This window comes from Paractinoplanes polyasparticus, from assembly GCF_019710575.1.
Classification (GTDB): domain Bacteria; phylum Actinomycetota; class Actinomycetes; order Mycobacteriales; family Micromonosporaceae; genus Actinoplanes; species Actinoplanes polyasparticus.
Window position 1 is genome coordinate 121,649 of record NZ_JAHWFK010000019.1, and the last position, 23,344, is coordinate 144,992.

The 23,344-nt window shown below is 72.3% G+C and carries 25 protein-coding genes; 8 read left to right on the forward strand and 17 right to left on the reverse strand.

Annotated features, from left to right (window positions below):
• Positions 1 to 42: 42 nt before the first annotated feature.
• The 6 genes from KXC43_RS19700 to kdd are packed head-to-tail and all read right to left on the reverse strand — an operon-like array spanning position 43 to position 6,472.
• A complete protein-coding gene (locus KXC43_RS19700) occupies positions 43 to 1,293 on the reverse strand; it encodes a glutamate mutase L (protein WP_221377553.1) in 1,251 nt (416 codons plus the stop codon).
• Entirely contained in the window at positions 1,290 to 1,655 is a 366-nt protein-coding gene (gene kal / locus KXC43_RS19705) for a 3-aminobutyryl-CoA ammonia lyase (RefSeq protein WP_221377554.1), read from the reverse strand. The genes KXC43_RS19700 and kal overlap by 4 nt, the downstream gene beginning before the upstream one ends.
• On the reverse strand, positions 1,652 to 2,386 hold the full coding sequence (gene kamE / locus KXC43_RS19710) for a lysine 5,6-aminomutase subunit beta (RefSeq protein WP_221377555.1): 735 nt from the start codon (positions 2,384 to 2,386) through the stop codon (positions 1,652 to 1,654). Before kamE ends, kal begins: the two co-directional genes overlap by 4 nt.
• Positions 2,383 to 3,939, reverse strand: coding sequence for a lysine 5,6-aminomutase subunit alpha (gene kamD / locus KXC43_RS19715; RefSeq protein WP_221377556.1), 1,557 nt, complete (start codon positions 3,937 to 3,939; stop codon positions 2,383 to 2,385). Before kamD ends, kamE begins: the two co-directional genes overlap by 4 nt.
• Before the next feature lie 17 nt (positions 3,940 to 3,956).
• Positions 3,957 to 5,450: an amidohydrolase gene (locus tag KXC43_RS19720; RefSeq protein ID WP_255644398.1), complete on the reverse strand. Its 1,494-nt coding sequence runs from the start codon at positions 5,448 to 5,450 to the stop codon at positions 3,957 to 3,959.
• 5 nt (positions 5,451 to 5,455) lie between these two features.
• Positions 5,456 to 6,472: an L-erythro-3,5-diaminohexanoate dehydrogenase gene (kdd, locus tag KXC43_RS19725; protein ID WP_221377557.1), complete on the reverse strand. Its 1,017-nt coding sequence runs from the start codon at positions 6,470 to 6,472 to the stop codon at positions 5,456 to 5,458.
• 100 nt (positions 6,473 to 6,572) lie between these two features.
• Between kdd and KXC43_RS19730 the strand changes: the two genes are divergently transcribed.
• Positions 6,573 to 7,961: a KamA family radical SAM protein gene (locus KXC43_RS19730; RefSeq protein WP_221377558.1), complete on the forward strand. Its 1,389-nt coding sequence runs from the start codon at positions 6,573 to 6,575 to the stop codon at positions 7,959 to 7,961.
• A gap of 43 nt (positions 7,962 to 8,004) precedes the next feature.
• Here KXC43_RS19730 and KXC43_RS19735 read toward each other — a convergent pair whose 3' ends face one another.
• Entirely contained in the window at positions 8,005 to 8,196 is a 192-nt protein-coding gene (locus KXC43_RS19735; RefSeq protein ID WP_221377559.1) for a CsbD family protein, read from the reverse strand.
• Positions 8,197 to 8,318: 122 nt separating this feature from the next.
• Between KXC43_RS19735 and KXC43_RS19740 the strand changes: the two genes are divergently transcribed.
• Positions 8,319 to 9,041 carry a class I SAM-dependent methyltransferase gene (locus tag KXC43_RS19740; RefSeq protein ID WP_221377560.1) on the forward strand — a complete coding sequence of 241 codons (723 nt, stop codon included), beginning with the start codon at positions 8,319 to 8,321 and terminating at the stop codon, positions 9,039 to 9,041.
• 4 nt (positions 9,042 to 9,045) lie between these two features.
• Here the strand turns inward: KXC43_RS19740 and KXC43_RS19745 are convergent, their stop codons facing one another.
• The 3 genes from KXC43_RS19745 to KXC43_RS19755 are packed head-to-tail and all read right to left on the reverse strand — an operon-like array spanning position 9,046 to position 10,974.
• Positions 9,046 to 9,516, reverse strand: coding sequence for an Lrp/AsnC family transcriptional regulator (locus tag KXC43_RS19745; RefSeq protein ID WP_221377561.1), 471 nt, complete (start codon positions 9,514 to 9,516; stop codon positions 9,046 to 9,048).
• 29 nt (positions 9,517 to 9,545) lie between these two features.
• A complete protein-coding gene (locus KXC43_RS19750) occupies positions 9,546 to 9,776 on the reverse strand; it encodes a hypothetical protein (protein WP_221377562.1) in 231 nt (76 codons plus the stop codon).
• A gap of 52 nt (positions 9,777 to 9,828) precedes the next feature.
• Positions 9,829 to 10,974: an acyl-CoA dehydrogenase family protein gene (locus KXC43_RS19755; RefSeq protein ID WP_221377563.1), complete on the reverse strand. Its 1,146-nt coding sequence runs from the start codon at positions 10,972 to 10,974 to the stop codon at positions 9,829 to 9,831.
• Between the two features lie 60 nt (positions 10,975 to 11,034).
• Between KXC43_RS19755 and KXC43_RS19760 the strand changes: the two genes are divergently transcribed.
• Positions 11,035 to 11,946 (forward strand): 5'-3' exonuclease, encoded by a 912-nt coding sequence (locus KXC43_RS19760; RefSeq protein ID WP_251802289.1) that lies wholly within the window; start codon positions 11,035 to 11,037, stop codon positions 11,944 to 11,946.
• Here KXC43_RS19760 and KXC43_RS19765 read toward each other — a convergent pair.
• Entirely contained in the window at positions 11,943 to 12,419 is a 477-nt protein-coding gene (locus tag KXC43_RS19765; protein WP_308129155.1) for a GNAT family N-acetyltransferase, read from the reverse strand. The two genes, KXC43_RS19760 and KXC43_RS19765, sit on opposite strands and share 4 nt — an antisense overlap.
• A 50-nt stretch (positions 12,420 to 12,469) precedes the next feature.
• On the opposite strand from KXC43_RS19765, the gene KXC43_RS19770 reads away from it, so the two are divergent.
• Complete coding sequence (locus tag KXC43_RS19770; RefSeq protein WP_308129156.1) at positions 12,470 to 13,009, forward strand: TetR/AcrR family transcriptional regulator; 540 nt, start codon at positions 12,470 to 12,472, stop codon at positions 13,007 to 13,009.
• Between the two features lie 3 nt (positions 13,010 to 13,012).
• Here the strand turns inward: KXC43_RS19770 and KXC43_RS19775 are convergent, their stop codons facing one another.
• The gene (locus KXC43_RS19775) at positions 13,013 to 14,449 is read right to left on the reverse strand and encodes an MFS transporter (RefSeq protein ID WP_308129157.1); all 1,437 of its coding nucleotides are present in this window, start codon (positions 14,447 to 14,449) and stop codon (positions 13,013 to 13,015) included.
• 247 nt (positions 14,450 to 14,696) lie between these two features.
• Here KXC43_RS19775 and KXC43_RS19780 point away from each other — a divergent pair, with 247 nt between their 5' ends.
• Both KXC43_RS19780 and KXC43_RS19785 read left to right on the forward strand, forming a co-directional pair.
• Complete coding sequence (locus KXC43_RS19780) at positions 14,697 to 17,738, forward strand: putative bifunctional diguanylate cyclase/phosphodiesterase (RefSeq protein ID WP_221377566.1); 3,042 nt, start codon at positions 14,697 to 14,699, stop codon at positions 17,736 to 17,738.
• Between the two features lie 52 nt (positions 17,739 to 17,790).
• Positions 17,791 to 18,450 carry a GNAT family N-acetyltransferase gene (locus tag KXC43_RS19785; RefSeq protein ID WP_221377567.1) on the forward strand — a complete coding sequence of 220 codons (660 nt, stop codon included), beginning with the start codon at positions 17,791 to 17,793 and terminating at the stop codon, positions 18,448 to 18,450.
• Here the strand turns inward: KXC43_RS19785 and KXC43_RS19790 are convergent, their stop codons facing one another.
• On the reverse strand, positions 18,451 to 18,711 hold the full coding sequence (locus KXC43_RS19790; protein ID WP_221377568.1) for a hypothetical protein: 261 nt from the start codon (positions 18,709 to 18,711) through the stop codon (positions 18,451 to 18,453).
• A 94-nt stretch (positions 18,712 to 18,805) separates the two neighbouring features.
• Between KXC43_RS19790 and KXC43_RS19795 the strand changes: the two genes are divergently transcribed.
• The gene (locus KXC43_RS19795) at positions 18,806 to 19,396 is read left to right on the forward strand and encodes a DinB family protein (RefSeq protein ID WP_221377569.1); all 591 of its coding nucleotides are present in this window, start codon (positions 18,806 to 18,808) and stop codon (positions 19,394 to 19,396) included.
• Here KXC43_RS19795 and KXC43_RS19800 read toward each other — a convergent pair.
• The 4 genes from KXC43_RS19800 to KXC43_RS19815 form a co-directional block, all read right to left on the reverse strand.
• Positions 19,348 to 20,079, reverse strand: coding sequence for a hypothetical protein (locus tag KXC43_RS19800; protein WP_221377570.1), 732 nt, complete (start codon positions 20,077 to 20,079; stop codon positions 19,348 to 19,350). The genes KXC43_RS19795 and KXC43_RS19800 overlap by 49 nt on opposite strands.
• A gap of 80 nt (positions 20,080 to 20,159) precedes the next feature.
• Positions 20,160 to 21,326 carry an acyl-CoA dehydrogenase family protein gene (locus KXC43_RS19805; protein WP_221377571.1) on the reverse strand — a complete coding sequence of 389 codons (1,167 nt, stop codon included), beginning with the start codon at positions 21,324 to 21,326 and terminating at the stop codon, positions 20,160 to 20,162.
• Between the two features lie 13 nt (positions 21,327 to 21,339).
• A complete protein-coding gene (locus KXC43_RS19810) occupies positions 21,340 to 21,756 on the reverse strand; it encodes a DUF1810 domain-containing protein (RefSeq protein WP_221377572.1) in 417 nt (138 codons plus the stop codon).
• The gene (locus tag KXC43_RS19815) at positions 21,753 to 22,151 is read right to left on the reverse strand and encodes a ChaB family protein (protein ID WP_221377573.1); all 399 of its coding nucleotides are present in this window, start codon (positions 22,149 to 22,151) and stop codon (positions 21,753 to 21,755) included. The genes KXC43_RS19810 and KXC43_RS19815 overlap by 4 nt, the downstream gene beginning before the upstream one ends.
• Positions 22,152 to 22,318: 167 nt before the next feature.
• Between KXC43_RS19815 and KXC43_RS19820 the strand changes: the two genes are divergently transcribed.
• Entirely contained in the window at positions 22,319 to 23,338 is a 1,020-nt protein-coding gene (locus KXC43_RS19820) for a Yip1 family protein (protein ID WP_221377574.1), read from the forward strand.
• The last annotated feature ends 6 nt before the right edge of the window (positions 23,339 to 23,344 follow it).

Genomic DNA, 23,344 nt, shown 5'->3' on the forward strand with positions numbered 1-23,344 from the left:
GTGTCGCGTTTCCCGGCGTGTCATGTCACCTACCCGTTCGGGCTACAGGCTGTTCACCAGGGTGGCCGCGGCGTCACGATGATCGATCGACAACAGCCCGGCGGCGGCCAGGACGTACTGCTCGTCGACGACGGCGCGGGCCGAGGTGGGCGCGACCCAGCCGCCGGACTGGTCAGAAAGCACCGCGTCCAGCACAAACCCTCCGCCCCCGTGCCGCAGCACGCCCCCGGATCCGACCACCAGCCGCACGTCCCGCAGATCCCGGCCGCCCGTACGGGGCTGACCAGGACCGGACGAGTGGCCCCGCGCGTGACGCCGTAGCGCGACCGTGGCGGCGGCCGCGGCTAACTCATTGTCACCCGATGGAAGTCCGGATTCCGGCAGTGCCAATTTCTCGGCCACAGCGGCCGCGCGCGTGCCGTCGGCACTCACCGCGACGCCGAGATCACCCTCCACGGTGCGGGAGCGCCACAGCGTTCCCGCCACGTCGCGCCGCGGCCCCGATTCGCTCTCGGCGTCGGGCACCAGAGCCGAATACACGTCCGTGGTCGCCCCGCCCACGTCCACCACCAGGACACCCGATCCAGTGCTGTCAGCGAGCAGCTCAACCCCCGCGAGGACCGCGTCCGGGGTGGCCGCCCGGACCAGCGAGGCGAACCGGGAGCCCCGCGACAGCCGCTTGCCGCCGATGACGTGCCGCAGGAACACCTCGCGGATGGCCGCCCGCGCCGGGGCCGGATCGAGCACACCGATCCGGGGCAGCACGTTGCCCGTGACGGTCACCGGGACGCGGCGTTCGGTCAACAGCGCCGCCGCCTCGGCGCGGACGTCCGCATTGCCCGCGACCACGACCGGCGCGCGCAGTCGCGAGGCGCCGAGCCGCCGGGCGTTGTGCAGCAGCACCTCGCCGTCGCCGCCGTCGGTCCCGCCGGCCAGCAGGATCACATCCGGCCGGGTTTCGCGCAGGGCCGCCACCGCCCGGCCGTCGAGCAGCCCCGCCGCCACGTGCACGACGCGGGCGCCCGCGGACAGGCCGACCCGGTGCCCGGCCTCGGCGGTGACCAGCGACTCGTAGCCCACGACAGCCAGCCGCAGCCCGCCGCCGGCCGACGAGCAGACGTACATCTCGTCGGCCGGCCCGACCGCCGCGACGGCCTGATCCAGGCCGGTCAGCACGTCACCGCTCGTCGTGGTCGGCACCTCGGCCCGGCGCACGAGCCGCCCCGCCGACAGGTCGATGAGGGCGGCCTTCGTGTACGTGGACCCGACGTCGACGCAGACGGCGGTGCTCACGCCTTCGGCGGGACGACAACCGTGCCCGTCGCGGTCACGGCGACGATCGGCTCGTCCAGGACGGAAGCGGCCGACCCGCCCGTGCCCCGGCACACCACCCGCGACTCGAACGCGATGGTGCGCGACCGGGTGCCCATCCGCACGACGGTGGCGACGATCTCGAGCACGTCGCCGGCCTGGATCGGGGCCTTGAACTGCACGTCGTCGTACGAGGCGAAAAGCCCCTCGTCGCCGTCGAGCTGGATGCAGACCTCGGTGGCGACGTCGCCGAACAGGCCGAGCGAGTAGGCCCCGTCGACCAGGTTGCCCGCGTAGTGCGCGTGCGAGTAGGGGACATAGCGGCGGTGGGTCACTGCGATCACGAGGAGCTCCCGACGAGGGCGTGGACGAGGTAGGAGGCGACTTCGCGCGGGGTGGTGCCCCGGCTGAAGATCCGGTCGACGCCGAGCTCGCCGGCCATCAGCTCGTCGAAGCGCGGCCCGCCGACGATCAGAAGCGGACGCTTGCCGGCCGGCAGGGCCTCCCGGAAGGCCGCCGACATGGCCCGGGTGTTCTGCAGGTGCGCGTCGCGCTGGGTGACGACCTGGGAGACGAGCACGGCGTCGGCCTTGCGCTCCCGGGCGGTCTCGACCAGGTCCGGCACGGAGACCTGGGCGCCCATGTTGGTCACCGACAGCTCGCTGTAGTACTCCAGGCCCTTCTCCCCCGCGATGCCCTTGAGGTTGAGGATCGCGTCGATGCCGACGGTGTGGGCGTCGGTGCCGATGCACGCGCCCACCACGTTGAGCCGCCGCCGGAGCCGCCGCTTGATCGTGGCGTTGACCTCCTTGGCGCTCAGCAGCGGGTAGTCCCGCTCGACGACCTGCACCTTCTCGGTGTCGACGAGATGGCTGACCTTGCCGTAGACGACGAAGAACGTGAACCCGTCCCCCATCGGCCTGGCGTGCACGAGCAGCGCCGGGTCCATGCCCATCTTGTTGGCGAGCTGGACGGCCGCGCCCTCGGCCCGCTTGTCGTGCGGGATCGGCAGCGTGAACGACAGCTGCACCATCCCGTCCCCGGTGGTGTCCCCGTAGGGCCGCACGATGCTCATGCTTCCAGGGCCTCCGTGACGGGGTTGTAGTAGTCGTCGTCGTGGCGGGCGACGCCGTCGAGGCCCTTGCCCCGGTCGGCGGGCCGCTTCATGATCCCGAACGTGCCCTCGGCGATGGCCGTCAGCAACGAGTCGTCGACGATCTTCGCCAGCAGGTCCACGGCCTCGCCGAGCACCTCGTCGGCGCGCTGCTGGATGAAGCCGCCGGGCGCCGGCGCGAAGTCCTCGTGCAGGTTGCCGGCGCCGGTCAGCACGTAGCGGACGTTCTGCAGGGCGATGTCGCGGTCGGACAGCCACGGCGTCACCACGGCCTCGGTCATCATGCCGACCAGCAGGATGCCCTGGCCGGTGAGCGCGCCGACCAGGTTGAAGAACCCGTCGAGCAGGTTGCCGCGGAACACGTCGCCGGTCATGTGCTTGGTCGGCGGCATCCACTTGAGCGGCGCGTCCGGGAACAGCTCCCGGGCCAGCAGCGCGTGCGCCAGCTCGAGGCGGAACGACTCGGGCAGCTCGGGATTGATCTCGAAGGCGTGGCCGAGGCCGAGCTGCCAGTCCTCGAGGCCGGCCTCGTGCGCGAAGAACTCGTTGAGCAGCTGCGACACCGTCACCGTGTGGGCCGCCTCGACCGCGTCGGCCGTGGTCAGGTAGTTGTCCTCGCCGGTGTTGATGATGATGCCGGCGCGGGCGTGGACCTGGCGGCTGAACCGCTGGTCGACGAAGGTGCGGATCGGGTTGATGTCGCGGAACAGGATGCCGTACATGCTGTCGTTGAGCATCATGTCGAGCCGTTCCATGCCGGCCAGCGCGGCGATCTCGGGCATGCACAGCCCGGACGCGTAGTTGGTCAGGCGCACGTACCGGCCCAGCTCCCTCGACGTCTCGTCCAGGGCGGCCCGCATCAGGCGGAAGTTCTCCTGGGTCGCGTACGTGCCGGCGAAGCCCTCGCGGGTCGCGCCCTCGGGCACGTAGTCGAGCAGCGACTGACCGGTCGAGCGGATCACCGCGATGACGTCGGCGCCGGCCCGCGCGGCCGCCTGGGCCTGCGGGATGTCCTCGTAGATGTCGCCGGTGGCCACGATGAGATAGATCCACGGCCGCTGCTTCGGGTCGCCGAGGCGCTTGACCAGCCGCTCCCGTTCGGCCCGGCGGCGGTCGACGATCTTCAGGCCGCCGCCCGTCGCGCGCTTGGCCGCCCGCTTGACCGCCGCGACTTCGGAACGAGACGACGGCACGTCGAAGCGGACCGCGCCGGCCGCCGCCTTCTGAGCCAGGACCGTGATGTCGTCGACCCCGGTGCTCCGCATGGCGTGGAACACCGGGACCGCGACGCCGTGCCCCAGCCCGACGTCGGCCCGCACCGCGTCGACGAGGCGGTTCACCCAGGGGATGCCGTCCTGATCGGCGCCCTGCACACCGGCCAGCCGCAGCACCGCCCGCTCCACCGACACGGTGGTGTGCGAGCGGGCCAGGTCGACCACGGGCTGCCCCGCCTTCGCGGCGAGCCGGCGCGCCGAGCGCACCACCCGCGGGTCCAGATCAAGCTTGGACGCCACCCCTGCTCCTCACTTCGTCAGACTTCGTGGATCGTTTCGCCGTGCAAAGTCGTGCGGCGGCACACCGGGGACGCGCCGTCGAGAACCGGCAGACCCTCCCGCACGCCGGCCGGGGTCTCCCAGACGGCGAAGGTGGCCGACTGCCCCGGGGCCAGCACACCGGCGTCGCCGACACCGGCCGCCCGCCAGCCGCCCCGGGTCGACGCCGCGAACGCCGCCCGGACGCTCATCCGGAAGACCGGGTTGCGCGGGGTCACCGCCGCCGCCACCATCGCCCACGGGTCGAGCGCGGTCACCGGCGAGTCCGACCCGAAAGCCAGCTGAACCCCGGTGGCGTGCATCGCCCCGATCGGGTTGGAGGCCATCGACCGCTCGACGCCCAGGCGCTGCGCGTACATCCGGTCCGGGCCGCCCCACAGCGCGTCGAAGACCGGCTGCACCGAGGCGATCACCCCGAACTCGACCATCCGCGCGATCATCGGCTTGTCGATCAGCTCGACGTGCTCGACCCGGTGGTGACCCGCGCGGACCGCGTCCACCCCGACCGACCCGGCGGCCAGCGCGAAGCCCTCCAGGACGGTCTCGATCGCGGCGTCGCCGATCGCGTGGAAGCCGCCCTGCACGCCGACGGTGATGCAGTCGAGCAGGTGCTCGGCCGCCTGCTCGGCGGTCACGAACGCCTCGCCGCAGCCCCCGCTCGTATAAGGCGTTCGAACCGAAGCCGTGGCGGAACCCAGAGCGCCGTCGGCATAAAGATCACCAGCCGCCCCGACCGCGCCCAGCTCCTTGGCCTTCACAGCGCCGCCGAGCTCGCCCCAGTAGCCGAAGACCTGGGGCAGGCCCCGGCCGCCCAGCGCCAGCAGGGACGTGAAATCCGCCTCGCTGGACGTGCCGGGGCCGCCGCACTCGTGCACGGCGGCGATGCCGAGGGAGGCGGCCTTGGCCAGCGCGGCCCGCTGGGCCGTCGTCCGCTGCGCACCGGTCAGGGCGTTCAGCGCGATGGCGCGTACGGCATGGTGCTTGTCCTCCTTGACCAGGCTCTCGCCGACCGGCAGCCCGGCCGCCGCGAGCAGCGCGGTCGAGGCCAGGGCGGAGTGCACCGAGGCCTGCGAGAGGTAGACGCGACGGCCCCCGGCGGCCCGGTCGAGCTCAGCCGAGGTCGGCAGCGTCTGGTCGGCCCAGGTCGACTCGTCCCAGCCGTGCCCGTGCACGACGCCGTCGGCCGGGCGGGTGGCGGCGAACCGCTCGACGGCGGCCAGCAGCTCGCTCCGGGCGCGGACGTCGGCCAGGTCGAGACCGTCGATCGCCAGACCGGTGTCGGTGGCGTGCAGGTGCGCGTCGACGAAGGCCGGGGTGACCAGGCCGTTCTCCAGGTCGACGGTGCGGTCGGCGGACGGGGCGTCGGCAGCGTCGCCGAGCCACGCGATCCTGCCGTCGCGAACCAGCATGGCGGTGGCCCGCGGGTCGGCGGCGGAGTAGAAGCGGCCGTGGGTGTAGAGCACCTCAATCATGAGCGTCAGTCTCTCGCGAGACGCGCCTCGAAGAGAGACCGGACCGCCGGGACGCGACGGAGCAGATCCACGGCGAACTCGGCGTGACCGGGCACGTAGCCGTTGCCGATGAGCATCGTCACGTCGGCCGCCAGGCCCTCGGCGCCCAGCGCGGCCGCGGGGAAGCTGGTGGCCATCGAGAAGAAGATCACCGTGCCGCCGGGCGCCGTGGCCAGGATCGCGCCGTGCTCGCAGCCGGGCACGTCGACGCAGACGACGGTGATCGTTGCCGGCTCCCCCACCGCCGCCGCGACCTCGACCGGGTTGCGGGCGTCCGCGATCGCCACCTCGTCGGCCACCCCGGCGGCGCGGAGGAGGCCGGCCTCCTCGGCATTCCGGACGATTCCCACCGTACGGGCGCCGGCCATCCGTGCCGCCGCGAGCGCAAGCGAGCCGCTCTTGCCGGCGCCGCCGAGGACCGCCACCCGGGGATGCTCGTATTCGGCGACGATCCGGTCGGTGAGCGCGGGCGCGCCGCACACGTCGTAGACGGCCAGCGCCAGTTCAGGGGCGAGATCGTCGGGCAGCACGCCGACGATCGAACGGCCGAACAGGATCGCGGTGCCCTCGGCCGGCACCTGCTCGCTGCGGCCGTCCCAGTTCCTGAGGGCGTCGGTGATCCGGAGCGGGGTCAGGGTCAGCGAGACGAGGGTCGCCACGCGGTCGCCGGCCTTCACGCCCAGCGGCGACGAGAGACCGACCTCGTCGACGACGCCGATCAGCATGCCGCCCGAGCCGGTGACCGGGTTGTGCATCTTGCCCCGGGCGCCGACGATCTCGAGCACCTCGGCCCGGATCGCGTCGCCGTCGCCGCCGTGCTTCTCGGACAGCTGACGGAAGCTCGCCGCGTCGAGATTGAGGCGTTCCACCCGTACGCGAACTTCGTCCTTGCGGATGGCGGGGCTCGCATCGAGACGCCAGGCGGCCTGCGGGAGCACGCCGACCGGCTCCAGAACCCGTTCAAGACCGACAGAAGACGTCATTCGCCCCACCTTTCACAGCAATTCGTAGATCTGGGACCGCATGTCTACCGTAAATCCTACGGGCAGATGGTTTCTAGGCCGGAAATCCTCCAGTAGCGTGATGTTGTCCGAACGATCGATCAGGGAGGCCCCGTTGACCCAGCCCGCCGGACAGCCGTACGAATACCACCGCCGCCCCCTGGTCGAGCCGGACTGGACCCGGTTCCCCGGCTGGCGCGACGTGACCGAGGCGCAGTGGCAGTCCGCCCAGTGGCAGCGGGTCAACTGCGTCAAGAACATCAAGCAGCTGCGCGCCCTCATGGGCGACCTGCTCGACGAGAGCTTCTACACCGACCTCGAGACCGACCAGAAGCGCCTGGCCACGATGTCGATGCTGATCCCGCCGCAGATGCTCAACACCATGGTCCCCGACCGGGCGCCCGACACGGAGTCGTTCTACGCGGATCCGATCCGCCGCTACATGCTGCCGGTCGCCACCGACCGCCACCTCGACTGGCCGTCGCACCCGCACGCCACCCGCGACTCGCTGCACGAGCACGACATGTGGGTCGCCGAGGGCCTCACCCACCGCTACCCCACCAAGGTGCTGGCCGAGCTGCTCTCCACCTGCCCGCAGTACTGCGGGCACTGCACGCGCATGGACCTCGTCGGCAACAGCACGCCCACGGTCGACAAGCTCAAGCTGTCGCTCAAGCCGGTCGACCGGTACGACGCCCACCTGGCCTACCTGAAGGCCCACCCCGGCGTACGTGACGTGGTGGTCAGCGGCGGCGACGTGGCCAACGTGCCGTGGAAGCAGCTCGAGGCGTACCTGATGGGCCTGCTCTCGGTGCCGACGGTCCGCGACATCCGGCTGGCCACCAAGGCGCTGATGGGCCTGCCCCAGCACTGGCTGCAGCCCGACGTCGTCGAGGGCCTGCACCGGGTGGCCATCACGGCCCAGCGGCGGGGCGTCAACCTGGCCGTGCACACCCACGTCAACCACGTGAACTCGCTGACCCCCCTGGTCGCCAAGGCCACGCAGACGCTGCTCGAGGTCGGCGTGCGCGACGTCCGCAACCAGGGCGTGCTCATGCGCGGCGTCAACGCGACCACGGCCGACCTGCTCGACCTCTGTTTCGGGCTGCAGGGCGAGGCCGGCATCCTGCCGTACTACTTCTACATGTGCGACATGATCCCGAACGCGGAGCACTGGCGGGTGCCGGTGTGGCACGCCCAGCAGCTGCAGCACGACATGATGGGCTACCTCCCCGGCTACGCGACCCCGCGGATCGTCTGCGATGTGCCCTTCGTCGGCAAGCGGTGGGTGCACATGGTGTCCGAGTACGACCGCGAGCACGGCATCTCGTACTGGACCAAGAACTACCGCACGTCCATCGAGCAGGACGACGACGAGGCGCTGTCGAAGCTGTACGCCTACTACGACCCGATCGACACGCTGCCCGAGTCCGGTCAGGACTGGTGGCGCAAGCAGGAAGCCGCGGCATGACAGAAGGGGCCCCCGCTCGGGGGCCCCTTCTGCGCGTCGACTGTCAGCTGAAGGCGTCGCGGACGTCCTTGCCGGCGTCCTTCACGTGCTCGCCGGCCTTCTTCGCGTGCGCCCCGGTCTCCTGAGCCTGCCCCTCGGCGACGAGACGCTCGTTGTCGGTGGCCCGGCCCACGGCCTGCTTCGCCTTGCCGGAAAGCTCTTCCGCCTCGTTCTTGACCTTGTCGGTGAAGCTCATTGCTCTCGAACCTCCGTGGTTTTTCGGCGTGCTTCAGGGGTGCCCGTCCGTCCGTGCCCCGAAACACAACCGGCCCAGCATCCTAGGAACCTAGTCCGAGGTTGATATATAAGATCGCCGTTGTGACTGATCGCGCTGCACACGCGAACTCCTTCGGACCGGCCGCCGCGACCTACGAGCGAGGGCGGCCGTCCTACCCGGCGCAGGCCCTCGACTGGCTGCTGCCCGGCGGACGTCCCCGCGTGATCGACCTTGGCGCCGGCACCGGCAAGCTGACCCGCCAGATCGCCGGCCGCGGCCTGCCGGTCACCGCCGTCGAACCGTCCGCGGGCATGCTGGACCAGTTGCGCCTCGCCGCGCCCGGGGTGCCCGCCGTGCTGGGCAGCGCCGAACAGATCCCGCTGCCCGACGCCTCGGCCGACGCCGTCCTGGTCGCGCAGGCCTGGCACTGGGTCGACCCGGTCGCCGCCGTGCCCGAGATCGCCCGGATCCTCTCCCCCGGCGGTCGCCTCGGCCTGGTGTGGAACGTGCGCGACGAACGGGCCGGCTGGGTCCGGCGTCTCGGCGAGATCATCGGCCGCCCCGAGCAGGACCGCGACACCACGGTGGGCGCCCCGTTCGGCCCGGTCGAGACGGCGACCTTCGAGTGGACCGAGCTGATCGGCCCGGAGCGCCTGATCGACATGGTGTCGTCGCGCAGCTACGTGATCCTGCTGGAGCCGGACGAGCGGGCGGCCCTGCTCAGCGAGGTGCGCCGGCTCATGGCGACCCACCCGGATCTGGTCGGCCGCACCGAGTTCACGCTTCCCTACGTCACCGAGTGCGCCCGGGCGACGCTGAGCTGAGGCCTCAGTGCACCTCGGCCGGGGCGGCGCCCGGGGCGATGCGGGGCGGCCGGTTCTCGTACGGCGTGGACAGCACGACCGTCGTGCGGGTGGTGACGTTGGCCGCGGTGCGGATCTCCTGCAGCAGGCGCTCGAGGTCGGCCGGGCTGCCCACCCGGACGAGGAGCATGTAGAAGTCCTCGCCGGCGACCGAGTAGCACGAGTCGATCTCGGGGAGGTGGGCCAGGCGCTCGGGCGCGTCGTCGGGCTGGGACGGGTCGAACGGTCGGATCGCCACGAACGCGGTCAGCGGCAGTTCGAGCGCCTCGAACGAGACCTTGGCCGTGTAACCGGCGATCACGCCACGCTGTTCGAGACGGCGCACCCGCTGGTGGACGGCCGACACGCTCAGCCCGACCCGCTCGGCGAGGTCGGTGTAGGACAGGCGGCCGTCCGCGGTGAGGGCGCCCACGATCGCCCGGTCGATCTCTTCCACGGGCGCCACCCTACCCAACCGGTCCGCCGCTACGACGCGTCCTTCTCGGTGTCGGCCAGCAGCTGCCGGGCGGCCGCCTCGTCCTCCGGGTTGACCTGCACCTGCACGCCGTCGGTGACCGCCAGGGCGGGGTCGAGACCGCCGGCGTCGTCGGCGATCGCGACCGCCCGCAATCCGTTGCTGCGCAGCAGGCCGACGGCCAGGTCGGCCTCGATCTGGGAGCCGACCACCGCGACCGTCACACCTTCGATGTTCTCCATGGCGACCAGCATGGTCGTTTCCGGGCGCGCCCGCACCCGTGACGCGCCCGGGTCACACCCCCTTGACCAGAGCGCGGCTGATCACCAGGCGCTGGATCTGGTTGGTGCCCTCGACGATCTGCAGCACCTTGGCCTCGCGGAACCACCGCTCAGCCGGGTGGTCGCTGACGTAGCCGGCCCCGCCCAGCACCTGCACGGCGTCGGTGGTGACCCGCATCGCGGCGTCGGTCGCGAACAGCTTCGCCTTGGCCGCCTCGGTCGAGAAGGGACGGCCCGCGTCCTTGAGCCGGGCCGCCGACAGCAGCAGCGCGCGGGCCGCCGAGACCTGCGTCGCCATGTCGGCCAGCATGAACCCGAGGCCCTGGAACTCGGCGATCGGGCGGCCGAACTGCTCGCGCTCCCTCGCGTACGCCACGGCGTAGTCGAGCGCGGCCTGGGCCAGCCCGACCGCGCAGGCCGCGATGCCGAGCCGCCCGGCGTCGAGCGCCTCCATCGCGATGGCGAAGCCGCTGCCCTCCGCGCCCACGAGGCGGTCGGACGGCAGGCGGCAGTTGTCCAGGACGATCTGCGACGGAGCCGACGAGCGCAGGCCCATCACCCGTTCCGCCTTCTGGGGTTGGAGGCCCGGCGTGCCGGCGTCGGCGATCAGGCACGAGATGCCCCGGGGGCCCGGTTCCCCCGTACGGCAGAAGATGTTGTAGAAATCGGCGTCGCGCCCGTGCGTGATCCAGGCCTTGGTGCCGGTCACCACCCACTCCTCGCCCTCGCGCACGGCCTTGGTCGCCAGCGCGGCGGCGTCGCTGCCACCCTGCGGTTCGGACAGACAGTAGGCGCCGAGCAGTTCGCCGCCGAGCATGTCGGGCAGCGACTTGCGTTGCCGCTCGCTGCCGTGGGCGTAGACCGGGTAGCAGGCCAGGGAGTGCACGCTGACCGCCTCGGCGACGGCCAGCCAGCGGCCGGCGAGCGTCTCGAGCACCTGCAGATAGACCTCGTAGGGCTGGCCGGCGCCGCCCACCTCCTCGGGATAGGGCAGGCCGAGCAGACCGGAACGGCCCAGCGTGCGGATCACCTCACGGGGGAATTCGGCTCGCGCCTCGTAGGCGTCGGCTTTGCCGGCGAGCTCGCGGTCGCAGAGCTCCTCGGTCAGGGCGAGCAGGTCGTGTGCTTCTTCGGTCGGGAGCATGCGATCTACCGTCACGACGGTCAGCTTAACGGTCGTTAGGGCAGCGGCGCGACGGGCGGTCAGTATGGTGGCACGGTGACCGCACAGCCGCTGCTCGCCGTCGACGCCCCCAGCCTCTACTTCCGCGCCTTCCACGGCATCCCCGAGAAGGCCGCGCAGACCAGCGCCGGGGAGCCGGTGAACGCGATCCGCGGCTTCATGGACATGCTGGCCCAGCTGATCCGCACGCGTCACCCGGACCGGATCGTCTGCGCCCTCGACGCCAGCTGGCGCCCGGCCTGGCGGGTGGCGCTCGTGCCGTCGTACAAGAAGCACCGGGTCGCCCACGGCGACGTCGAGGTGGTCCCGCCGGCCCTCGAGAAACAGATCCCGGTGCTGCTCGAGGTGCTCAAGGCGGTCGGGATCCCGGCCTTCGGCGTCGACGGCTACGAGGCCGACGACGTGCTGGGCACTCTGGCCGCCGGCCAACCGGGCCCGGTCGAGGTCGTCTCGGGCGACCGCGACCTGTTCCAGCTGGTCGACGACGAGCGCGGCACCCGGCTGCTCTACTGCGGCCGCGGCGTGGCCAAGCTCGAGGACGCCGACAACGCGCTGGTCGAGGCGAAGTACGGCGTGCCCGCCAAGTGGTACGCCGATTTCGCGGCCATGCGCGGCGACGCCAGCGACGGCCTGCCCGGGGTGGCCGGCGTCGGCGAGAAGACGGCGGCGCGGCTGGTCATGCGGTACGGCGGGGTCGACGAGATCCTGGCCGCGCTGGACGACCCCGACGCGGGCTTCGCCCCGGGCCTGCGGACCAAGCTCGAGGACGCCCGCGACTACCTGGCCAAGGCCCTGCCGGTGTGCAAGGTCGCGCTCGACGTGAAGCTGCCGGAGTTCGACCCGGCCCGGCCCCGCGCCCCGAAGGACCCGGACGCGCTGCTGGCGCTGGCCGACCGCTGGAACCTCGCCTCCTCGGCCAAGCGCCTGGTCGACGCGCTGGCCGGTTAGAGCGTCAGCAGGTAGGTCTCTCCGGTGACCGCCTCGCCGGCGAAGCCCGGGTGCGGCGCCGCGTCGGTCAGGGCGAAGCCGCGGGAGAGGTAGATCCTGCGCGCCGCCGCCTGCCGGTCGGTGGTCCACAGCCGTACGCGCCGATAGCCGGCCTTCCGAGCAAAGCCGACGCACGTGTCGACGAGGTGCCCGCCGACGCCGTGCCCGCGCGCGTCGGGGTGCACGAGCAGCACGCGGAGCACCGCCGTGCCGTCCCCGCCGTCCACGCACAGCACGCAGCCGGCACGCCGCCCGTCGACCTCGGCGATCCACGCCGCCTCGCGCCGGGGGTCGTGGGCGGCGGCGTAGTCGGCCACGATCCGCGCCACGAGCCCCTCGAACGACGCGCCCCAGCCCCACTCCGCCGCGTACAGCTCGCCGTGGGCCAGCACCACCCAGCCGAGATCCCCCGGCTGTCCCAGTTCCCGGATCACCGTCGCCACCTCCAACTGAAACGACTGTTTCAGTTGGCATACTATGCCTCGTGTCGGGCGAGCGGCGGGAAGAGCTTCTGGAGAAGGCGTACGCCTACGTCCGCCGGACCAGCCTGTCCGAGATGTCGCTCCGGCCCGTCGCCGCGGCCATCGGATCGAGCCCTCGCGTGCTGCTCTTCCTGTTCGGCAGCAAGGAGGGACTGATCCGGGCCCTGCTGGCCCGGGCCCGCGCCGACGAGCTCGCCTCGGTCGACGGCCGCCTTCCCGACGGCGCCGACGCGGCCGGCCTCGCCGTGTGGGAGTGGCTCGCCGACCCGGCGAACGCGTCCCTGCTGCGCCTGTGGGTGGAGGCCTACGCCCGCTCGCTCGGCGCCACCGACGGCCCGTGGGCCGGATTCGCGGCCGAGACCGTGAGCGACTGGCTCGACGTGCTCGCGAGAGCCCAGCCACCGGGCGAGCGTGACTCCCCCGCCGGCCTGGCCCACCGCACAGCGGTGCTGGCCGTCCTGCGCGGCGCCCTGCTCGACGTCCTCGCCACCGGCGACGCCGGCCGGGTCACCGACGCCGTCCGCCGAGTCCTCGCTCCTTGATGTCTACGCGTGGGACGAACGGGTGGTGGGGACAGCGTCGTTCTGCCGGCCGCGCGCGGTCAGCACGTCGGCCAGGGCGGCCACCAGCGCCACCACGACGAAGCCGACCGTCAGCCACAGGGCGCCCCGGAAGGCCGAACCCCAGTCGCCCTGACCGGCGGCCAGGCGGTTGAAGAACAGCGAGCCGACGGCGGCGATGCCCATGGCCGTGCCGATGCGCTGACCGGTCTGCAGAACGGCGCCGGCGCTGCCCGCACGGGCCACCGGCACCTCGGCCAGCGTCAGCGTCTGGTTCGGGCTGATCACGAAGCCGCTGCCCGCACCCGCCACCAGCAGCGGGAGGGCAGCCGCCCAGCCGCCGCCCGAGCCGGGCACCGCGTCGAGCACGACGTCCGTGGCGACCAGACCGGCGATGACCGCGATCAGGCCGCCTACCACCATGTGCCGGCCGAAGCGGTTCACGAACCGGCCGCCCACGGCCGCTGCCACCGCCGAGCCGACCGCGAACGGCGTGATGGCCAGGCCCGCCTCGAGCGCGCTGTAACCCAGCCCGCTCTGCAGGTAGAGGGTGTAGATGAAGAAGATCGTGGTGAAGCCGGCGAAGTACAGCAGCCCGATCAGCGCGCCCAACGCGTACGACCGCACCTTGAACAAGCCCAGCTCGACCAGCGCGGTCCGCGTCCGGTTGAAGGACCGCTCCCACAGCACGAAGCCCACCAGGACCGTTAGCCCGGCCGCCGCGAGCAGCCACTTCCAGGAGCCCTGCCACTCGCGCTCCTGAACCAGCGGCAGCAGCACCAGCGTCACACCGATCCCGAGCAGGGCGACCCCGACCGGGTCCAGGCTCTCCTGCCGCTTCTGCTCCCCGGTGGGGATCCACCGGCTGCCCAGCCACACCGCGACGACGCCGATCGGGATGTTCAGGAAGAAGATCCAGCGCCAGCCGTCGGCGGGGCCGATCGCCGCGATCAGGACGCCGCCGAGCAGCGGTCCGACCGCCGTGGAGACGCCGATGGTCGCGCCGAGCAGACCGAACGGGCGGCCGCGCTCCCGGGGCTCGAACATCTGCTGGATCAGGCCGGAGACCTGCGGGTTGACGATGCCGGCGGCCGCGCCCTGCACGAGCCGGGCCACGACGAGCCACAGCGCCGACGGGGCCAGGCCGGCCGCGGCGCTGGCCAGGGTGAAGAGGATCAGCCCGGCGATGAAGACGTTCCGCCGGCCGCGGGCGTCACCGAACCGGCCCGCCGGCACGAGCAGCAGGCCGAAGGTCAGCGCGTAGCCGGAGAGCACCCACTGCAGCTCGGCCGAGCTCAGGTCCAGCTCGTTGCGGATGGAGGGCAGCGCGACGTTGACGATGCTCACATCGAGCAAGGTCATGAAGCCCGCTACCAGGGCAACGGTGAGCGCCTTCCAGCGCGTCGACTGATCCGTGGTCACGAATTGACCGGTTCCCCGTCGATGCCGGTCCAACCCGGGATCTAGTGTGTGCCGCATGACGCGCCCGTCGAGCCGTATCCTCTGGCCGAAGCGTGTGCACCCGCACCGTCCAGAAATCGGCCGATACCGACCATAGCGTGACGATCTCCGCTGCCCGGGGCGGGAGATCCGACCATTCACTCAGGCCCGGGCCCGAGAGCCCGATCAAACACGGGGACGGGCTGGTGCGGCGAGGCGAGGAGGACCGATGACGACGCGAACCGCTCGCGCCGCTTTCGGCGCCTGGATCGTGGTGCTCGCCGCGTTCTACTACGCCTTCCCGGGCAGCCACCTGGTCACGTGGGCCCTGCTGGGCTACTCGTGCGCGGCCGCGGTCGTCTGGGGCGTACGCCTGAACCGCCCCGCCCGCCGCCTGCCGTGGTACCTCATCGCGGCCGGGCTGGTCTGTTTCGTCACCGGCGACACGGTCTACAACCTGATCCTGTGGCTGGGGCACGAGCCGGCCTTCCCGGGTCCGGCCGACCTGCTCTACCTGCTGGTCTACCCGCTGATCACGGGCGCCTTCCTGCTCTTCGTACGGTCCCGGGGCGGCGCCAGCAACCGGGCCGCCCTGCTCGACGCGCTCGTGCCCACCGTCGGCCTCGGCCTGCTCGCCTGGGTCTACTGGATCGCGCCGTTCACCCGCTCCCACGAGCTGAGCTTCCTCGAGAAGCTGGTGTCGATCGGCTACCCCCTCGGCGACGTCCTGGCCCTGGCCGTGACCCTGCGCATGCTCACCACCCCCGGCCGGCGGCCCCCGGCCCTCACCGGGATCGTCGTCGCGATCGTCGGCCTGCTGATCAGCGACATCTTCTACGGCCAGTCCGTGCTCAACAGCGCCTGGTCGCTGGGCGGGCCGGTCGACCTGGGCTGGATCGTCTTCTACGCGGTCACCGGCTGGACGGCCCTCATGCCGTCGATGCGGGACCTCACCGAGAAGCTGCCCCAGCACGTCGGGGCCGAGCTGGGCACCAGCCGGATCGTCTGGATGGCCACGGCGGCGCTGATCGCCCCGGCCACCCTGTACGTCGAGTGGATGAACGGCCACGAGGTCGAGGTGGCCCGCGGCGGGGTCGTCGACGCGCCGGTCATCGCGGCCGCCGCGGCCCTCATGTTCCTGCTGGTGCTGGCCCGGGTCAACGGCCTGGCCGACGCCCAGCGGCGGGCCCGGGCCCGGGAACGGGCGTTGCACCAGGCCGGCGCCACGCTGTTCGCCGCCACCACCGAGCCCGAAGCCCTCCAGGCCATCCGCGACGGCGTCGCCACCCTGATGCCGCCCGACACGCCGTTCGAACTCACGCTGGCCTGCGACCCGGACGCGCCGGTCGAGCCCGGTCTGCGGCTGCTCACCGCGGCTGAGCTGCCCGCCGGCCTGCCCGCCGGCGACTTCACCCACTTCCTGTGCGCCACCGTGCCGGTGCCGGGCGACAACCGGACGGGCATCTGGCTGCTCGGCGGCCCCGGGCCGGTGCTGCGCGAGCTGATGCCGTCGATCGAGGCCTTCGTGGCCCAGATCGAGGTCGTCATGCAGCGCATCGGCCTGTCCCGCGAGGTCAGCCGGCGCGACAGCGAGGCCTACTTCCGCACACTCATCCAGAACGCGTCCGACGTCATCCTCATCGTCGACGGCGACGACCGGATAACCTACGCCAGCCCGTCGGCCGACACCGTGCTCGGCCACCCCGACCTGACCGGCGCGCCGCTCGAGTCGCTGATCGCGCTCAGCCACCACACCGCCCTGCACGACGCCCTGGCCGCGATCCGCGACGGACACGACCAGCACGAGGCGACCGACCTGGCCGTGCTGTGCGCCGACGGGCGGCTGCTCCAGGTCGAGTGCACCGGCCGGGATCTGCGCGAGGACCCGACCGTACGCGGCCTCGTGCTGACCATCCGGGACGTGACCGACCAGCGCCGCCTCGAGAGCGACCTGTCCCACCTGGCGTTCCACGACGGCCTGACCGGGCTGGCCAACCGCGTGCTGTTCCGCAACCGGCTCGAGCAGGCGTTCGCCGTGGCCGGCCGGGACGACGCCACCATCGCCGTGCTCTTCGTCGACCTGGACGACTTCAAGGACGTCAACGACACGCTCGGGCACGCCGTCGGCGACCAGCTGCTGGTCAGCGTGGGTGAGCGGATCGCCGAGATCATCGGAGTGGCCGACACGGCGGCCCGGATGGGCGGCGACGAGTTCGCCATCCTGATCGAGCAGAGCCCCGACGCCACCCGCGCCGAGGAGCTGGCCGCCGAGATCGTGCGGGCGCTGGCCGTACCGGTGGAGGTCTCGGACGGCATCGGCGGCACCCACATCGTCAGCGGCGCGGCCAGCGTCGGCGTGGCCACCAACCGCGACGCCGAGTCGGCCACCGAGGTGCTGCGCCACGCCGACCTGGCGCTGTACCAGGCCAAGGGCGACGACAAGGGCACCTGGCAGCGCTACCGCGGCGAGCTGCACACCGCCATGGTGCAGCGGCTCGAGACCCGTACGGCGTTGCACGAGGCCATCGACGACGAGCAGTTCGCGCTCATGTACCAGCCGATCGTGGACCTCGACGACAGCACCATGGTCGGGGTCGAGGCGCTGATCCGGTGGCAGCACCCGGTCCGCGGCCTGCTCGGCCCGTACCACTTCATCGAGGTGGCCGAGGAGAGCGGCGCGATCGTCGAGATCGGCCGGTGGGTGCTGCGCGCGGCGCTGAACGAGTTCACCAGCATGCGGGCCGGCACCACCCTCAAGTACGTCAGCGTCAACGTCTCGGCCCGCCAGTTCCGCACGCCCGGCTTCGTCGACCAGGTGCGCCAGGCCCTCGAGGACAGCGGCGCCCGCCCCGAATGGCTGCTGCTCGAGATCACCGAGAGCCTGCTGCTGCGCGACGCCGACCAGGTCTGGCACGACCTGGGCGAGCTGCGGGCGCTCGGCGTCCGGATCGCGATCGACGACTTCGGCACCGGGTACTCGTCGCTCAGCTACCTGCGCCAGATGCCGGTCGACGTGCTCAAGGTCGACAAGTCCTTCATCGACGACGTGCTCGGCAGCGAGCAGCAGCGGGCGCTGGTCGACGCCATCGTCACCCTGGCCCGCAACCTCGACCTGGCCGTGGTGGCCGAGGGCATCGAGCACGAGGGGCAGCGGACCGAACTGGCCGCGATGGGATGCCCGTACGGCCAGGGCTACCTCTTCTCGAAGCCGGTGTGGCCGCACGAGATCACGGCCCGGCCGCAGCCCGGCGTCATGTCGCCCGCAGCCTGAATTTCGGTTCATTCACTGGCAATAACGGTCAGTAGGCGGCAGGGTTCTCGGTGTGCTCGAGAATCCCGTATGGGCCGCCCTCTCCGGGCCGCAGGCCTGCTTCGCCGAGGCGTCCGGTGACGCCGCCCGCTACCGGTCCGACGTCGCGCCCTGGTGCGCCGTCGCCGACCCGGCCGACCCGTCGGCCTGGGCCGACCTGGCCACGCTGACCGATCAAGCCGCCCTCACCGCCCCGGCGCTCCGTCCGCCGGCCGGCTGGGAACCGGTGACCGTGATCCCCGGCGTCCAGATGGTCGGCCACACCATGACCGGCGTGCACGACCCCGCCGCAGTCCGCCTGACCGAGACCGACGTGCCCGAGATGCTCGACCTCGTCTCCCGGGCGAAGCCCGGCCCGTTCGGCAAGCGCACCGTGGAGCTCGGCAACTATCTGGGCATCCGCCACGAGGGCCGGCTGGTTGCGATGGCCGGCGAGCGGTTCCGGCTGCCCGGCTGGACAGAGGTCAGTGCGGTCTGCACCGATCCCGAGTTCCGCGGCCAGGGCTTCGGCGCCCGCCTCACTATGGCGGTCGCGGCCGGCATCCTCGAGCACGGTGACCTGCCGTTCCTGCACGTGGCGGCCGAGAACGCGGCCGCCATCCGGCTCTACGAACGGCTCGGTTTCCAGACCGGCCACGAGGTGGTGTTCGCGGACTACCGCCGGGTGGGCTGACTATTCGCCCAGCGCGCCGTCCGGGTCCGGCTTGGCGTGCCCGGTGTCGGCCCAGCGGTCCTGCAGGTCGCCGATCTGCTGCAGCACGTCGGCGATCTCGCCGCGCACCCGGGCGAGGCGGTTCTGCTCGTCGGCGGGCAGGCCGCCGCCGTGGTCGTGCGAGGTGAGGGTGGTCTCCGACTCCTCGAGCTCCTCGCGACGCTCGTGCAGCCGGTTGAGCTGCGACTCGTACTCGGCCTGGGTGATCGGTTCGGGTTGCATGGCCGTCCCTTTCCCTGGCGCCGGCCGTGCTGAAACTCGGCGTGAGCCGGCACACGCCGCCGTCCTGTCGTACCGGGGTGGGAGGCTCTGCCTCATGGTTAGCTTCGATCCCAAGGCCGATCTCGTCCACTATCTGCAGCAGGCGCGCGAAGCGTTGCTGTGGAAGCTCGACGGGCTTTCCGACTACGACGTCCGCCGGCCGCTGGTCTTCACCGGCACCAATCTGCTCGGGCTGGTCAAACACGTCGCGAGCGTGGAGGCGGGCTACTTCGGCGCTACGTTCGGGCGGCCGTTTCCCGAGCCGATGCCGTGGATCGAGGAGGACGCCGAGGACAACGCCGACATGTGGGCCGACGAGTCCGAGTCGCGCGAGCAGATCGTCGATCTCTACCGGCGGGTCCGGGCCCACGGCGACACCACGATCGCGGAGCTGCCGCTCGACGCGGCCGGGCGGGTGCCGTGGTGGCCCGCCGAGCGCGCCGAGGTGAGCCTGCACCGCATCCTGGTCCACGTGACCGCCGAGGTGAACCGGCATGCCGGCCACGCCGACATCGTGCGGGAGCTCATCGACGAGTCGGTCGGGGTGCGGGCCGCCCACAGCAACCTGCCGCCGGGTGACCGCGACTGGTGGGTCGCCTACCGGGAGCGGCTCGAGCGGGTGGCCCGGCTGTCGCTGCGGGAATGAGGGCGGCGGGCCCGGCGGGGCAGTTGCACGCCGGCGAGGGTGCGGGTGGCCGCCGGGCCGCGCCGGCGGCGGGGCTTGGTCTCCGGGCGGCCCAGGTGCGCCAGCAGGTCGATGGTGTCGTGGGTGCGCACGGGGTCCGGCTGCTCGCCCTCGGGGCGGGCGTAGGCGGCCTCGTCCTCCACCGGCGCGATCCACTGGCGCTCGGGTTCCGGCAGCGCCACCGGGCGGAAGCGCGGGAAGCGGTCTGCCACGGCGAGAGCGCGCTCGGGGCTGGCGAAGACCAGGGCGGCGGCCAGGTTGGCGACCGCGAAGGGCAGACCGAGCAGCAGCCAGCCCGGGTTCGAGCCGATCGATCCGGCGGCCAGCACGGCCGCGGCCACCGCGACGCTCAGCGCCGCTCCGGTGCCGATCCGGCGGATCGAGTACGAGCCGAGACCCGAGAGCCGCGCCACCGCGGTGGCACAGACGCCGGCGAGCACCACGGCGATCAGCCACGAGACGATGAGCGGCCACAGTCGCAGCCAGGTGCCGTCCTCGTCGCCGAAGAGGAACATCAGCAACGGCACGCCGATCACGGCCACCGCGAGCAGCACCACCGCGTCGACGGTCAGCACGATCGCCGCCGCCATCACGGTGTCGACGCGCGAGCCCCGTACGGACTCCCCCGCCTCGATGTCGACCATTGCCCCGCCGCCCTCCGCCAGATCCTGACGCAGGAACCTAACGTATCGACACCGGCGGTGTCTCCTCGGCCGAGGCGGTGTCAGAGCTGGCCGTGGTTGGGCGGCTGGACGTCGGCGAGTTCCCAGGCGGCCAGGTGGTGGTACTTCCAGTCGACCGGGTCGTGCACGCTGTGGGTGCGCGCGTTGCGCCAGTGCCGGTCCAGGTCGTACTTGCTCGCGGCCGAGCTCGTGCCGCACAGCGCGAACAGCTCCGACCCGGCCTCCACGGCCACCTCGCTGCCGAAGGCCTTCGCGGCCGCCACGGCCAGCGAGCCGCGGGCTGCGGTGGCGGCGTCGGCGGGCGCCAGGCCGATCTCGTCGAGCGTGCGGGCCGCGTCGGCCAGCAGAGCCTCGGCGGCGCGGACGCGGGTGGCCAGCCGGCCGTATCGGTACATGACATGCGGGTCGTCGACGGCGCGGGCGGCGCCGGCGCGTACGGCCTCGGTCGACGGGCGGGCCTTCTCGCGCAGGTAGGCCCGGGCGTCGGCCAGGGCGCCGCCGGCGATGCCGACCTCGATGGCGGCGTGCACGAGCTGGGCGCGCGCGCCGAGCTGCTGCGGCGCCTCGTAGGCGCGGGAGTAGTCGAGGGCGTGTTCGACCGGCACGCCGGTGAAGGTGGCGGTGCCGCTGATGGTCGCGCGCTGCCCGATCACGTCCCAGTCGGTGCCGACCTCGACACCGGGGGCGTCCCGCGGCACGAACGCGAGCACCAGCCGGCCGTCCTCGCCGATCGCGCTCACCGCGATCCAGGCGCTGGTCAGGGCGCCGGTGGTGTAGTACTTCACGCCGTCGAGCCGCCCGCCGGCCACCCGCGTCCTCAGATCCTGGGCGTGCTTCCCGCCCCGCTCGGCCAGCGCGTTGCCGATCCGGCGCCCGGCCAGCACCTCGGCGAACAGCCGCCCGCGCAGGTGGTCGTCGCCGTGGACGGCCACCACGTCGACCAGCAGGTAGTGCGCCTGGGGCACCTGGGCCAGGGCCGGGTCGGCGGCGGCGATCAGCCGGGTCACCTCGGCCAGCGTCGACGGGCCGAGGCCGGGGCCGCCGTCCTCGGCCGGAACGGTGATCGCGAGCAGGCCGGAGCCGTCGATCAGGGCCAGGGCCTCGCACGGAATCACGTCGGCGCCGTTGCGGTCGCGCTCGGCCGCGCCCGGGGCGAGGGCAGCGGCAAGCTCGGTGGCGGCGGCGACGGCCTCGTCGTGGGTCTTCATCACCGGCACCGTATCAGCGGCCCAGCAGCTCCAGCGTGCGCTCGTCGGGGCCGTCGTAGAAGTGGTCGATGACCTGCTGGAACGGGGCCGGGTCGCCGTCCACCCCGGCGGCTCGCGCGAACAGGGTCATCGACGAGCGCAGCTTCAGGTCGTCGGGGTAGCCGAAGATCTCCGTCGCGCTCCGCTCCGCCTTGACCAGCACGCCGGCCAGCTCGTACAGCCGCGGCCCGAGCACCGGGTGCGACAGGTAGGCCCGCGCCTCGTCGAGGTCGCGGATCGCGTAGTGCTGGGCCGTCGGGCTCGAGCCGAGACCGCTGAGCTGCGGAAAGATGAACCACATCCAGTGGGTGCGCTTGCGGCCGGCCGTCAGCTCGGCCCTCGCGTCCTCGTACGTGCCGTCCTGCGCTTCGACGAACCGGTCCAGACTCATCGGTTCAGGCTACGGCGCGACTCCCGGTCGTTGGCCTTCTGGATGGCCTCCACCAGCTCGGCCTTGGTCATCCGGGACCGCCCGGTGATGTCGAGCCGCTTCGCGAGGCCGAGCAGGTGCTCCTTGCTGGCGTTGGCGTCCACGCCGCCGGCCGTCTCGGCCCCGGTGTCCCGCCCGCCCGCGGCCTGGGCGTCGCTCGGGCCCTTGGTCTCCTTGGGCTCCCAGTGGTCGCCGACCTTCTCGAACGAGTGCTTGACGGCCGAGAACGCGGTGCGGTGCGCGCGCTCGCCCTCGCCGTACTGGTCGACGGCCGAGTCGTGCGTCTTCGCGAACGTGTCCTGGGCCTTCTTGGGCGACCGCTTCAAGGTGGCGGGCATTTCCTCGCGTGCTGGCATGTATTCGGCGTTCCCGCCGCCCGGACCGGCCAAACACGCCTCCGCCGGTGCCTCGGAAACGGACAAAGGACGGATAAGGGACTACAGCGGGGGCTGAATCAGAAAAGACGCCGGTAAAGGCCCATAACCTCGGACAATAGGGGCTCCTGATCATTTAGGAGTCCTCCATGTCGGACGGCGAGTTCCTCCGGTACGCCGGGGCGCTGGCAGCGTCGGGCCTGCTGTTCCTGATCCTGGCCGTGCTGGGCGTCGGCCAGGGTCTGCTCCTGCGCGCGCTCGACGTGCTGGCCGGCCTGGCGTTCCTGGGGTACGCGGGCTACCTGATGGTGGTCGCGCCCGAATCGCCGTTCATGAGCTGGTTCGTCTTCGCGACGCCCGTGCTGGGCCTGGCGGTGGCCGTGATCGCCCGCCGCCGCACCCGCGCCCGGATGAAGCGGCTGGAGGAGGATCTCACTTCCCCGTACGCCGCCCCGGCCGTCACCGGCCATGCCGAGCGCCAGCCGTTCCCGACGCCGCCGCCCCCGCTCGACCCGTCAGCGCCGGCGCCCGCGCCGACGAAGCACAAGAGGTCGGACGCCCCCGCCAAGTCGACCGCGATGCCGTCCGGCCTGCCTCCGTCCGGCCTGGGCGAGAACCCGGTGGTGGCCGAGCCGCGCCCGCCCCGCCCGTCCGGTCTCCCCTCCCTGCGTTCCGAATCCGGCTCTCCTGCGCATTCCGAGCCCGGCCGCCCGCCGGCCCACGTAAGGCCCAGCTCCTCAACGCACGCCGAACCCGGTTGGTCCGCGGCGCACTCTCCATCCAGCGGCCCGCCAACGCACGCCGAACCCGGCCGGCCCTCGGCACACTCCCATCGGAGCGATCGCTCGACGCACGCCGAACCGGACTGGGCATCGGCGCACGCTCACCCGAACGATCCGTCAACACACGCCGAACCGGACTGGGCGTCAGCGCAGGCCCAGGCCGGCGGGTCGTCGACGCCGACCGAGCCCGGGGCATCAGCGTGGCGAGGCGGGAACGGCCCACTCCCGGGCCACGCCGGACACAACCCGGCCCTGCGGCCGCCGGCGCCGGGGTATGCCGAGCCCGGGTATGCCGAGCCCGGGTATCGGGCCCGCCACGGGGCGTCGGGCGACGAGACGGCCGAACACGACTACGCCCGCGGTCGGCACCGGTCCGACTCTGACTAAATTGAC